We start from the raw sequence: 12,982 nt of genomic DNA on the forward strand, positions 1-12,982 counted from the left end.
AAACCTTATCAGGGACTTATCGGACAGCCCCTTCTTTTAAACATTTGACCCTATACCCCTTTAGGCATAAAATATCGGTAAGTAATAAACGTACAATTACAATCGGATGGAGGATACATTATGCAATATGATAATCAAGTGAAAAATAGGGTAAAGCGGATTGAAGGGCAGCTTCGTGGAATTCTAAGAATGATGGAAGAAAATCAGGATTGTAAAGATGTGATCACGCAGCTGTCAGCATCAAGAACTGCAATTGATAGAACAATTGGGGTTATCGTTAGTGCGAATCTCGTTGAATGTGTGCAAAATGCCAATAAAAATGGAGAAAGCGCAGAAGAATTAGTAAGAGAAGCTGTTAATCTACTTGTGAAAAGCAGGTAATATTTTTCTGAAATTATAAGTAATTAAGTTTTTACTCATAGGCTATTCACCTATTTTCCCGGGAAACATAAGCTAAGAAGTGTAAATGTTCTACACGGAGAGGTGAAAAAATATGAGTGGAAAAGTACGTAACTATTATGCTGGAGGAAATACGGCCAAAGGCTTCTATAGTTTCTATGATTCAGCTTTAGACGGTTTAGACCGTGTCTTCATTTTAAAAGGCGGTCCAGGTACTGGAAAATCTTCTTTGATGAGAGCGGTTGGAGAAAAGATGGTAAAAGAAGGACTTGATATCGAATATTTGCACTGTTCTTCAGATAATAATTCGATTGATGGTGTTATTATCCGCTCACTGCAAGCAGGAATTGTGGATGGAACGTCACCGCATGTCATTGAACCGAAGGCACCAGGGGCAATTGAAGAGTATGTGAACTTAGGTATTGCATGGGATTCCGCAATATTAAGAAATAATAAAAGTGGAATTTTAAAACTAAGTGAACAGAGAGAGCAGCAATTCCAAAAAGCATACGCTACGTTTGCTAAAGCTTTAAAAGCTCATGATCTTTTAGAAAAGGTTTATATTTCTAATATGAATTTTAATGAAGCGAATAAATTAACAGATGAGCTAATCAAGGAATTTTATGAGGATAAGAAATTAGAGAAGAAATCGAATGTGACTCACCGTTTTTTAGGCGCGGCAACTCCAAGCGGTGCAATTAATTTCATCGAGAATTTAACAGATGATATTGGTAAAAGATATTTAATAAAAGGCAGAGCTGGTTCTGGCAAATCAACGATGTTAAAAAAATTAACAGCTGAAGCCGAAAATCGAGGTTTTGATGTAGAAGTATATCATTGCGGCTTTGATCCTAATAGTCTGGATATGTTAATTTTACGGGAGCTTGATATTGCGATTTTTGACAGCACCGCACCACATGAATATTTTCCAGAGAGAGAATCAGATGAAATAGTGGATATGTATGATAGATGTATCACACCTGGAACAGATGAAAAATATGCAGATGAAATTGAAGAGCACGGGAAAGCATATAAAAATGGAATGAAGGAAGCAACAGGGTATTTAGCCGAAGCAAAATCGATTCATGAAAAGATGGAAGCAATATATATTAAAGCAATGGATTATAGTAAAGTGGAGGAAATAAAGCAAAATATTATCACAGAAATCGAGCAATTGCGATAATTTTTGACTTATTTACCGGGAAATAATTTCTTAATGATAGAAAATTGTTTATAATTGGTGATGAATGAAGAAATATGCTCAATCATCACCCTTTTTAACTACTTATATATGTTCAATTATGGACATGTATAAGAATAAATAAATGCGGAGGAAAAGAAATGTCAATTAAAGATAATACAAAAATAGAACAGCTTTCAATCCAAACGATTAGAACTTTGTCTATTGATGCAATTGAAAAAGCAAACTCAGGACATCCAGGAATGCCGATGGGAGCTGCTCCAATGGCATATACTTTATGGGCGAAACATATGAATATTAATCCTGAAAATCCAAGCTGGTTTAACCGCGACCGTTTCATTTTATCGGCAGGACACGGTTCTATGTTACTTTACAGCATGCTTCATCTATCAGGCTATGATGTATCGATGGATGATCTTAAATCATTTAGACAATGGGGAAGCAAAACACCAGGTCATCCTGAGTATGGTCATACAGCTGGTGTTGATGCAACAACAGGTCCATTAGGACAAGGAATTGGCATGAGTGTTGGTATGGCAATGGCTGAACGTCATTTAGCTGAAACATACAACAAACCGGAATTTAATGTAGTTGACCATTATACATATGCCATCTGTGGTGATGGTGATTTAATGGAAGGTGTTTCATCTGAGGCTGCATCACTTGCGGGTCATTTAAAACTTGGCCGTTTAATCGTTCTTTATGATTCAAATGATATTTCTCTTGATGGTGACTTAAATAAGTCGTTCTCTGAAAATGTTGAAAAACGTTTTGAAGCAATGGGCTGGCAAGTAATCCGTGTGGAAGACGGAAATGACATCGATGAAGTTTCAAAAGCAATTGAAGAAGCGAAAAAAGAGACAGAGCGCCCTACTTTAATTGAAGTAAAAACTGTTATTGGATATGGTTCACCGAATAAATCAGGTAAATCAGATTCACATGGTTCTCCACTTGGTGCTGATGAAATTAAACTTACAAAAGAAGCTTATGCTTGGACGTTTGAGGAAGATTTCCACGTACCAAACGAAGTGTATTCTCATTTTAATGAAGAGATTAAAGAAGCAGGTAAGTCAAAAGAGCAGGAATGGAATGAGCTGTTTAAATCATATGAAGAAAGCCATCCTGAACTTGCGAAATCTTTAGCACTTGCTATTAAAGGTGAGCTTCCTAAAGATTGGGATAAAGATATTCCAGTTTATGAAGAAGGTACAAGTCTTGCTTCACGTGCATCATCTGGTGAAGTATTAAATGGAATTGCTAAAAATCTTCCATCATTCTTCGGTGGCTCAGCTGACTTAGCAGGTTCAAACAAAACGACGATTAAAGGTGCAGAAGACTACGCATTTAATAATTACAGTGGACGTAATATTTGGTTTGGTGTTCGTGAATTTGCAATGGGTGCTGCTTTAAACGGTATGGCACTTCATGGAGGTTTACATGTATTTGGTGGTACATTCTTCGTATTCTCTGATTACTTAAGACCGGCAATTCGTTTAGCTGCATTGATGAATTTACCAGTAACATATGTGTTCACACATGATAGTATCGCAGTTGGTGAAGATGGACCGACACATGAGCCAATCGAACAGCTTGCAGCTTTGCGTGCAATGCCTAATTTAACTGTTATTCGCCCGGCAGATGGAAATGAAACAGCTGCTGCATGGAAGACAGCAATCCAATCAAAATCTACGCCAACGGCATTAGTGTTAACGAGACAGGATCTAAAAACGATTAAAAAAAGTGCTCAAACAGCATATGATGGTGTAAAAAAAGGTGGTTATGTTATTTCACCTGCAAGCAAAGAAACTCCAGATGCTCTGCTTATTGCTACAGGATCTGAGGTTGGCTTAGCAGTAGAGGCACAAGAAGTTTTAAAAGGTGAAGGAATTGATGTTTCTGTTGTAAGTATTCCTGCATGGGATCGATTTGAAGCACAATCGGAAGAATACAAGCGTTCTGTTCTTCCAAAAGAAGTGAAAAAGCGCCTTGCAATTGAGATGGCTTCACCACTTGGCTGGGACCGCTATGCTGGCGATGAAGGTGAGATTTTAGCGATTAATACATTTGGAGCATCTGCCCCAGCGAAGAAGATTTTAGCGGAATATGGATTTACAGTAGAAAATGTTGTAGATCGTGTGAAGAAGCTAATTCAAGGATAATAAAAATAAGACTTTTAGCTGGATGGCTGAAAGTCTTATTTTTTCTTTTCTATTAAAGCACTGATTAAACCAATTCCAGCACCTAATAATGCGCCGCCTGCAACCTCTGCCGGCTGATGTCCGAGTAATTCATTCAGCTCTTCCTCACGTCTAACATGAAAAAGCCCAGGAGCATGGCCGGAAAGAAGCTCAATATCTGCATCAAGATCATTCACTATTTTTGCAATTTCTCCCGTATGACGCCTAATACCTTGTGCATCGTACATTACGATGACTCCGAAAATAACTGCAAGGGCGGTTTCAGTTGAATTCCATCCCTTTTTTGCTGCAATATATGCTGCAAGTGCAGAGACACCTGCTGAATGTGAACTCGGCATTCCACCTGTTTGGAAAATTGGCCGCCAGTCCCATTTCCCGATTTGTGATTTATACGTAAAAACTTTTAATCCTTGTGCAGCCCCAATTGCTAACAAAGAAGTCCAAATTCCACGTCCCATTTTTTTCACCTCTGCCACTAGTTTGTGACAAGGAAGGATGTATATACAGAGATTTTTAAAAATACATTTCCATTAAAAGTTATACATATGTCTAATAAATGAATTAATATCATATTTTCTTCATTTATAAATAATGATGAAAATCGATACTATTGACAACGGATAGCTAGATGTTACAATTATTTATGTTCAAACTAAATGATAATGAAAATCAGTGAGAACAGACAATAAGATGTAAGGAAGTAGCTATGAAGAAGAGATACTTATTTATCGCACTAATAATTTTATCGTTTGTCTCTTTATTTATTGGTGTGAGAGATATTAATCCATTGGATATTTTTAATTTGAGTGAGGAAAGTACTCAGGTCTTACTTATCAGCCGAATTCCACGCTTGATTAGTATTATTATAGCAGGAGCAAGCATGAGTATTCTCGGTTTAATTATGCAGCAGCTGACACGTAATAAATTTGTTTCGCCGACTACTGCCGGTACACTGGATTCAGCGAGATTTGGTGTATTAGTATCCTTTCTCATTTTTGCGGATGCCAGCCCTTTCCAAAGAATGATTGTTGCATTTGTATTTGCATTACTTGGAACTTTTCTTTTTATGAAAATATTAGAAAGAGTTAAATACAAGGATACTATTTTTATTCCGCTTGTCGGTTTAATGTTTGGTAATATTATCGGTTCCATGACAACTTTTTTTGCTTATAAGCATGATCTTATTCAAAGTTTAGGTGCCTTTTTGCAAGGGGACTTTTCCATGATTATGAAGGGGCGCTATGAGCTGCTTTACTTAAGTATTCCGCTTATTATTATCGCTTATATTTATGCGAATCGGTTTACGATTGCTGGTATGGGTGAAGAATTTTCAACGAATCTGGGACTTAAATATAAGCAGGTTGTCGGCATCGGCTTAGTTATTGTTGCGATCGTATCATCAGTAGTTCTTCTTACTGTTGGTACACTGCCGTTTTTAGGACTTATTATACCGAATATCGTTACATTATACTTAGGAGATCATCTGAAAAAAGCTCTTTCACATACTGCGTTATTAGGGGCAGTATTCGTATTAATATGTGATATTCTTGGACGAATCATTATTTATCCATATGAGATTTCGATTGGTCTTACAGTTGGAGTAATAGGCAGCGGTATTTTTCTTGTGTTGCTTCTGAGGAGAAAAGCTTATGAACAATAAAGTGAGACTGATTATTTTAGCAGCTATATCAATTATATTGATCTCCGTGTTTCTATTTGTTGACCTTGGTTCAAATATCAGTTACATCTTTCCAAGAAGGGGTCTTAAAATAATTGCGATTATTTTAACAGCATTTGCAATTGCATATTCAACAATTATTTTCCAAACGATAACGAATAACCGGATTTTAACTCCGAGTATTATCGGTTTGGATTCACTTTATATGTTAATTCAAACAGTGATTGTTTTTGCTTTTGGCTCAACGACATTAACGATGATGAATAAAAATGTTCATTTTCTTTTATCAGTAGGGTTAATGATTTTATTCGCTGGAATTCTTTTTAGGCTCCTTTTTAAAGGAGAGGGCAGAAATATTTATTATCTCCTTTTAGTTGGCTTAATCTTTGGAACATTTTTCGGAAGTGTTTCGAACTTTATGGAGATGTTGATAGACCCTAATGAATTTTCTGTCTTACAAGATAAGATGTTCGCAAGTTTTAATAATATAAATAGCGATATTCTTTTAATCGCAGTCGCTTTTTTAATAATTTCTGTTTTGTACAGTTTAAAGTTTTCTAAATACTTAGATGTGCTTTCACTTGGGAAAGAGCAGGCGATTAACCTTGGAGTTAATTATGATCATGTCGTGAAAAGACTGCTAATCGTCGTTGTTATTCTTGTTTCTGTATCAACAGCTCTAGTCGGTCCAATCACTTTCCTAGGATTGCTCGTTGCAAATGTTGCCCATCAGTTTATGAAAACATATAAGCATAAATACTTAATCTCAGGTTCAGTTTTAATAAGCATTATTGCTCTAGTCGGAGGTCAGCTCATCGTTGAGAGAGTCTTTACATTTTCGACAACATTAAGTGTCATCATTAACTTTGCAGGTGGAGTGTACTTTATTTACCTTCTATTAAAGGAGAATAAAAAATGGTAATTGTAGAGGATATTTCAAAAAAATACGGTCAAAAAAATGTCATTAGCAATGTATCGCTTAAAATTAATAAAGGTAAAATAACTTCTTTTATTGGGGCAAACGGAGCTGGTAAAAGTACATTGCTTTCTATGATCAGCCGTCTCATCGCAAGGGATGGCGGGAAAGTGTCGATTGACGGACGCGAAATCACTGAATATAACAGTAATGAATTAGCGAAGAAAATTTCTATTCTAAGACAATCAAATAATGTTAATCTTCGCCTAACAGTAAAAGAACTAGTTTCATTTGGCCGTTTTCCTTACTCACAAGGAAGACTTACAAGGGAAGATAAGAAGCAGGTTAAAGAGGCAATAGAGTATATGGAATTAGAAGATCTACAAGATAAATATATCGATGAGCTGAGCGGCGGGCAGCTGCAAAGAGCATATATCGCTATGGTTATTGCCCAGAATACAGAATATATTCTTTTGGATGAGCCGTTAAATAATTTAGATATGAAGCATTCTGTTCAAATTATGAAAGTGTTAAGAAGATTGGCTGATGAACTCGGCAAAACAGTTATTATCGTTATTCATGATATTAACTTTGCATCATGCTATTCTGATTATATCGTTGCCATGAAAAACGGAAAAATCGTAAAAGACGGTCCAACAGATGAAGTAATTACTAATAATGTTTTAAAAGAAGTTTATGACATGGATATTACACTTGAAAACATTAAAGGGAATAAGATTTCTGTTTATTTTACTTGATACATAAAAGAGCTTGGGAAATTTCCTAAGCTCTTTTACTTTTATTCCCTTTTGGCTTTAACTTTAAACTCAATTTGAGCTTCCATATTGTATTTTTTTCTCTTCTTTCTTAGAGATAAGGCAGTAAATATGAAAAATATTCTTCTTTTTGAAACGTAGACAGCTTCTTTTATTGACTATTTCTCTTTTGTTATTCTTTATACTGAATTAGAAACATCTCCAACATATTACTCAAGACTTCTCCCTCGTTCTTATTAATAAATGAAATCTGTACCCAGTTCCTTTGTATTAAATATTCACTTTCATAATGAAGATAATAACCATTTAAAAGCATGTTATTTCCAAATGTTTTGGAGTTAATCGTATGTGGAAGTGGGATTGTTATAATCGTATTTGATGTTTCGTGTTTCTCTGTTAAAACCGGTATATTATGCTTTTCGAAAAATTTATAAACATGCTGCGCTTGGGTATGGATATGCTGAAAAACAGCTTCCTCTTCATACTTCTTTAAAGCAATGTTTAATGCTGAAACTAAATTCGATGAATGTGTGTAAGGGATACTGTTATTGATAAAATATGATCCAAGATCTAAATATCTTGGTATATCTGAATTTGAGCTTACTTCATGCTGATGAAAAACGAATGAGAGCCCGCTATAACTGCCAATTGCTTTCCCGCTGACACCTGTTGCAAGATAAACATTTGTTAAATCAATTTCATTTGCACCAATGGAGCTGTTGCTGTCAAGGCAAAGCTTTAATTTATACTTCTTGCATACCTCTTTAAAGAAAGAAAGATCTTGAAGCATTCCGGTGGAAGTTTCGCAATGTACTGTCCAAAGCCATTCATATGAATTTGTCTCTATTTGCTTTGTTATTTCTAAAGGGGTAAAAGGTGTTCCCCAGTCTTTTTCTAAAACATCGAATTGGAGTGAAGATCGCTTTGCATGATCAACGAGTCTTTTGCCGAATTCACCATTCACTAAAATAAGACCTTTTCCATTTAACTGGCTGGCAACAACATCATTAGCTAATGTTCCAGTTCCTAATAATATTTGTACATATTTTGCATGTGTGAGTTTGCAAATTTTTTTCTTCACTTCATTTATTAATATGGAAAAGTATGGTGAACGATGGGGGAACGGTTTCTTCATAAAGGCATCTGTTACAGCATCATTAATTGAAACAGGGCCTGGAATAAAATAATTCATTTCAATCGGAAATTGTCCTGCGACCGAATGTTCAAATGAATCCCTCATAAGAACCATTGGCTGATATAAGGCGCCTTCAGTTCCTACTAAAGGTCCGAATGGCTGGAAGCCAATATGACGATATAATTTTAACTGTCTAGTTGTTCCGGAGATAAGTACACAATCATAACCATTTTTTTGACAGTATCTCCCTAAACATTGAGCAAGCCCTAGGAATACATTTCCTTTTCGATAGGCCGGTTCCACTGATAATAAACGTATTTCACAAGGATTAGCAGGTTTGAAAGGGAGATGATTTTCTACTTTTCCGAGCTTTTTATCTAATGAAAAAGGACGATTATCTCTTATAGCAATCATTCCAATTAGCTGTTCTTCTTTTAAACAGATTAAATATGTATTTTCCTTATGAAAGGAATCAATAAGTATCCCTTCTTCATTCTGATTATGCTGTGGGATTTCTTCGACAAATGTACGGTAATTTAATTGATAAATCTGTTTAAATTCTTCTTCTGTCGTTGCGATTTTAAAAACATATTCCATTATTTACTCAACTCCAATTGTAGCAGCCTTTCTTTGATATTGCTGCGGTGCGCCCAAATGATTAACTGGCTGATAAATATGAAAACGATACAGCACCAGTAGGAATAATGAAAGACCATTAGTAAAAAGGGTGTTACATATAGAGCAGCCATTGCCGCAATTGTACTGCTTCTTGAGATTAGAAATAAGATGAAAAATAAGCATGTGAAAATAAGGAAGAGCAGTGGATCAAATGTAAGAAATGCCCCACAAAAAGTAGTAAATCCTTTACCGCCTCTTAGTTTTAATGTTATTGGAAAGATGTGACCGATAATAACGAATAAGAACATAAGTAATATCATTTCAGAGCTGAATTGCAGCAGTTTTCCAATATAAATAACTAATGCTCCCTTTGAAGCATCTCCAAGAACAGTGAGAATAAATACCTTCTTACCTAGTAATCTACCTGCATTTCTTGCACCGACATTACCGCTTCCTTCTTCGCGAAGATCAATTTTTCCAAAGAACTTACTAGTAATATATCCAAACATAATGGACCCGATAAGATAGGAAATGAACAAAGTTATATAAGAATTAATTGGTAAAAACCTCCTTAATTTTTCTATCATAACATTTAGAAAAGGAGAAAAAAAGCTTGCTTTATCTTCCTATTTCATAAATTTGGATGATGTAAGATAAAAGATTGCTATTAATAGCAATATAAAATATAATATTATTTAAACGAACGTTTGTATTTAAATTATAAAATTTGAAAGGAGCAGTTAATATGAATTTAGAAGTACATAGAAAGGCAGCAGACTGGTATATAAATGAACTGCAATTAAACAAAGGAGATTTTGTCAAATTTTTCGTCCGATATGGAGGCTGCAGTAATATTCAAAAAGGTTTCTCATTAGGTGTGATGAGACAGGTACCTGAAGAAATTGGAACTAGTGATGAAGCAGAAGGGGTTACATTTTATATTGAAGGCCGGGATTTATGGTATTTTGATCAATATGATTTAGCCGTACATCTAGATGAGAAGAATAATGAACCATTATTTGATTATAGAAGTACAATTTAAATAGAATGGGAGAATAAAACTATGGCTGAAATAGATATTTTAAAATATGAAACTGCTTATTTACAATCTTATGCAAATAGTTTAGAGCTTTGGCCAGTTGAATATACATCTTATTTCGTTCAAACTTCATACGGTAAAACACATATTATTGAAAGCGGTGAAAAAGAGCTTCCGCCGCTCATTTTGCTTCATGGGGCGATGATGAGCTCAGTAATGTGGTATCCAAATGTATTAGAATGGAGTAAAAAGTATAGAGTAATCGCGATCGATATATTAGGAGATAAAAATAAAAGTATAGTGGAAAAAGAACTTAGGACAAGGGAAGATTACGCAAATTGGCTTAGAGAAGTATTTGATAAACTAAGTATTGAGAAAGCGGATATCCTTGGATTATCATACGGGGCATTAAATACAGTTAATTTTCTTATGTATGCACCTGAAAGAGTAAATAAGGCGGTTTTATTGAGCCCGGCAGAAACATTTGTTCATTTTGATCCTCTTTTTTATTCTTATGTTTTTGGAATGATTGAAAATAAAGATGGTATTGAAAAGTTTTTTAAATGGATTTTTGAAGATCGTTATTCTATTCATCCGTATTTATATAAACAAAATGAGACAGCAATAAAGTGGACAGCTGCAAGTGGAAGTGCAGCTTCGACAGAAAATAAATTTCTGTATGTTTTTTCAGATGAAGAGCTGGCATCGATACAGACACCGCTTTTTTTATTATTAGGAGAGCATGAAGTAATGTATGATGCGAAAGAAGCACTTAACCGGGCAGCAAGCTTGGTGGAGAATATAACAGTTGGGATGGTAAAAGGGGTGGGACATTTAATGTCGATGGAAAACCCTGAGTACATTAATCAATCTATTCTGACATTTTTGACAGATGAAGAGTAGACCCAATACTAAACCTTGGGGAGGGGCATTCCTCAAGGTTTAGCTAGTTATGATTTTTTTCAAGAAATAGATGATAAAAAGAATCTTTCGGGATGAGGTTTGCTAAAGATTGATGAAATTTATTGAATTTATCTAATATATTCGTCCCCATCCAGCTTTTAGGGGAGAATTCCGGAGGCAGCATAGGATCAATTAACAAAAGATCATTTATCGTTTCGCCAAGCCGCAAATAACCTGTAAATATTTTTAGAATATCTGGATTTTTGTCTTTTAATAATTGATTGATAGCTGGCTCAAACTCCTGTTCAAACCAATCAAGTTTTTCTTTATAAAGTGTATTTATTTTTTCAAGGTTCCATATCTCTGATGCTTTGTTCGTTCCTGAAGAGCCCTCAGAGCTAATCTTATTTAAAATGAATTCACTGCTGGCAAGCATTGTTACATAGCTCTCTATTTCCAGTGAGTCAATCATGTTTATAATGATGTGAGAAATATCCCATGGATGAATATATACACTTTTGTATAAATGTCCAAACCCCAGCTGTATTAAATTTCTTCTAAATGTATCTCTTTTTTTTCTTTCTGTTTCTGGTATTTCCATCAGAACGATATACCATTTCTCATTCCATTTCTCCATATAATAATTTTTTTTTCTATAAAAAGAATGGATTACATCTCTTCCGGAAGAACTAATACTATATACAGAACGGTCTACTGATACGATATATTTTTCCTTTTTTAACTTAGATAACAGATTCCGTATTGTTTGAGGAGTGTAATTCATTGCTTCATATATTTTTAATAACTCTTTTCCGTCCATTTTATCGACTTTTGATAACAGATAGAGCAGTTGTTTTTCTATTGTCATGAGATCTCACCTTTTCATGAATATAATCTAATTATAATCTAAATCAGTATCATCGTACTCCTTGTATCAAATTTATTAAAAAAATTCATAGTTTTTAATCATCTGGGAATGATAATGAAAGAATTAAATGCCATGTATAAATGGAGAAAGGGGTTTCATAATGAATAACAAATGGCTTCTTATGCTTGTAAGTATCTGTTTATCTATTATGATGTTAGTAGGATGTAATGCTAATGAGAATCCTGCACCTGTTGAAAATGATCAGAATGTTGATCAAAATGGAGACGATACAGATAATTTACCTGGTGTTGATGAAGATGACAATATGTTAAAAGATGATGAAAAAGATAATGATCCAGATCCGGAAGACCCAGTAGAGGATGCAGAAGATATGGGTGATAATGATAATAAAGACGAATAAGCATTGTAAATGAATAAGAAAGACGTCCGGTTACGTTAATCGGGTGTCTTTTTTCTGTTTATTGGAAATAAATGAAGATAGTATGATGTAAGGATTGAATTGGGGTATTTAAAGTATGAAAATATTATATTTAACATTCGAACTTATTATTGGCTTTTTTCTTCTTTTTATAATCGTTAAATTTGTAGGAAAGAAAATTATCAATCAAATTACACCTTTTACTTTTATAGCTTCTATCGTATTGGGAGAATTATTAGGAAATGCATTATATGATCATAACATCGGAGTTTTCTATATTATTTATTCGATGATACTATGGAGCATACTCCTTTTTATAGTCGAATATCTTGGGCAAAAGTTTTTATTGTTTCGCGGGGTATTTGAAGGGAAACCGTCTGCTCTTATTAAAAATGGGGTTATTGACCGTGAACAGCTAAGGAAAAATCGAATGAATCTAAATCAGCTTCAAAGTCTGTTGAGGCAAAGTGAAACTTTCTCTATTCGGGAAGTGGCCTTTTGTTATTTGGAAGCAAACGGTGCTATTAGCATTTTGAAAAAGACGAAGTATCAAAAAACAACGCAGGAAGATTTTAATTTGCCGGTAAAATCTATCTATGTTCCTGTTACTCTTATCCGTGATGGAAAAGTTTTAATTGATGAATTGAATGATCTTGGCTTTAGTGAAAAATGGTTGAAACAGCAACTTAAAAATAAGAATATTTCCAGCTTTAATGATGTTTTTTTAGCTGAATGGTTAGAAGGTGACGGGCTTTTCGTACAAACTTTTGATAAAAGTTAAATTTATTTGTCCCAGTCTTAACGAGCAGTAA

General features: G+C 34.5%; 14 protein-coding genes. 10 read left to right on the forward strand and 4 right to left on the reverse strand.

Translation table 11 applies throughout. The annotated features are described in order from the left end of the window. Positions 1 to 120: 120 nt before the first annotated feature. From BFA01S_RS17800 to tkt, 3 genes are all read left to right on the forward strand, one after another. Complete coding sequence (locus BFA01S_RS17800) at positions 121 to 381, forward strand: metal-sensitive transcriptional regulator (RefSeq protein ID WP_066233853.1); 261 nt, start codon at positions 121 to 123, stop codon at positions 379 to 381. A gap of 112 nt (positions 382 to 493) precedes the next feature. Beyond that, positions 494 to 1,582, forward strand: a complete 1,089-nt coding sequence (locus BFA01S_RS17805; RefSeq protein WP_066233856.1) for a PRK06851 family protein — start codon at positions 494 to 496, stop codon at positions 1,580 to 1,582. A gap of 158 nt (positions 1,583 to 1,740) precedes the next feature. Beyond that, entirely contained in the window at positions 1,741 to 3,759 is a 2,019-nt protein-coding gene (tkt, locus tag BFA01S_RS17810; RefSeq protein WP_169800502.1) for a transketolase, read from the forward strand. A gap of 35 nt (positions 3,760 to 3,794) precedes the next feature. Here the strand turns inward: tkt and BFA01S_RS17815 are convergent, their stop codons facing one another. Then, positions 3,795 to 4,265 carry a divergent PAP2 family protein gene (locus tag BFA01S_RS17815; RefSeq protein ID WP_066233859.1) on the reverse strand — a complete coding sequence of 157 codons (471 nt, stop codon included), beginning with the start codon at positions 4,263 to 4,265 and terminating at the stop codon, positions 3,795 to 3,797. Between the two features lie 239 nt (positions 4,266 to 4,504). Here BFA01S_RS17815 and BFA01S_RS17820 point away from each other — a divergent pair, with 239 nt between their 5' ends. The 3 genes from BFA01S_RS17820 to BFA01S_RS17830 are packed head-to-tail and all read left to right on the forward strand — an operon-like array spanning position 4,505 to position 7,150. Beyond that, complete coding sequence (locus BFA01S_RS17820; protein WP_066233861.1) at positions 4,505 to 5,458, forward strand: ABC transporter permease; 954 nt, start codon at positions 4,505 to 4,507, stop codon at positions 5,456 to 5,458. Beyond that, on the forward strand, positions 5,448 to 6,398 hold the full coding sequence (locus BFA01S_RS17825; RefSeq protein ID WP_066233864.1) for an iron chelate uptake ABC transporter family permease subunit: 951 nt from the start codon (positions 5,448 to 5,450) through the stop codon (positions 6,396 to 6,398). The genes BFA01S_RS17820 and BFA01S_RS17825 overlap by 11 nt, the downstream gene beginning before the upstream one ends. Further along, positions 6,392 to 7,150, forward strand: a complete 759-nt coding sequence (locus BFA01S_RS17830) for an iron ABC transporter ATP-binding protein (protein WP_066233867.1) — start codon at positions 6,392 to 6,394, stop codon at positions 7,148 to 7,150. The genes BFA01S_RS17825 and BFA01S_RS17830 overlap by 7 nt, the downstream gene beginning before the upstream one ends. A gap of 190 nt (positions 7,151 to 7,340) precedes the next feature. On the opposite strand, the gene BFA01S_RS17835 is transcribed toward BFA01S_RS17830, so the two are convergent. Together BFA01S_RS17835 and plsY are read right to left on the reverse strand one after the other, a co-directional pair. After that, on the reverse strand, positions 7,341 to 8,900 hold the full coding sequence (locus BFA01S_RS17835) for an aminotransferase class V-fold PLP-dependent enzyme (RefSeq protein ID WP_066233870.1): 1,560 nt from the start codon (positions 8,898 to 8,900) through the stop codon (positions 7,341 to 7,343). Continuing rightward, the gene (gene plsY, locus BFA01S_RS17840; protein ID WP_082800065.1) at positions 8,900 to 9,508 is read right to left on the reverse strand and encodes a glycerol-3-phosphate 1-O-acyltransferase PlsY; all 609 of its coding nucleotides are present in this window, start codon (positions 9,506 to 9,508) and stop codon (positions 8,900 to 8,902) included. Before plsY ends, BFA01S_RS17835 begins: the two co-directional genes overlap by 1 nt. Positions 9,509 to 9,666: 158 nt before the next feature. On the opposite strand from plsY, the gene BFA01S_RS17845 reads away from it, so the two are divergent. Then, positions 9,667 to 9,963, forward strand: coding sequence for a HesB/YadR/YfhF family protein (locus BFA01S_RS17845; protein ID WP_066233876.1), 297 nt, complete (start codon positions 9,667 to 9,669; stop codon positions 9,961 to 9,963). Positions 9,964 to 9,984: 21 nt separating this feature from the next. Further along, a complete protein-coding gene (locus tag BFA01S_RS17850; RefSeq protein ID WP_066233879.1) occupies positions 9,985 to 10,863 on the forward strand; it encodes an alpha/beta fold hydrolase in 879 nt (292 codons plus the stop codon). 43 nt (positions 10,864 to 10,906) lie between these two features. On the opposite strand, the gene BFA01S_RS17855 is transcribed toward BFA01S_RS17850, so the two are convergent. Next, a complete protein-coding gene (locus tag BFA01S_RS17855) occupies positions 10,907 to 11,731 on the reverse strand; it encodes a PaaX family transcriptional regulator C-terminal domain-containing protein (RefSeq protein WP_066233882.1) in 825 nt (274 codons plus the stop codon). A 160-nt stretch (positions 11,732 to 11,891) separates the two neighbouring features. Here BFA01S_RS17855 and BFA01S_RS17860 point away from each other — a divergent pair, with 160 nt between their 5' ends. Together BFA01S_RS17860 and BFA01S_RS17865 are read left to right on the forward strand one after the other, a co-directional pair. Continuing rightward, entirely contained in the window at positions 11,892 to 12,152 is a 261-nt protein-coding gene (locus tag BFA01S_RS17860; RefSeq protein WP_066233887.1) for a hypothetical protein, read from the forward strand. A gap of 115 nt (positions 12,153 to 12,267) precedes the next feature. Continuing rightward, a complete protein-coding gene (locus BFA01S_RS17865; protein WP_066233890.1) occupies positions 12,268 to 12,951 on the forward strand; it encodes a DUF421 domain-containing protein in 684 nt (227 codons plus the stop codon). Positions 12,952 to 12,982: the final 31 nt, after the last annotated feature.

It is taken from the genome of Metabacillus fastidiosus NBRC 101226 (assembly GCF_001591625.1).
GTDB lineage: Bacteria > Bacillota > Bacilli > Bacillales > Bacillaceae > Metabacillus > Metabacillus fastidiosus.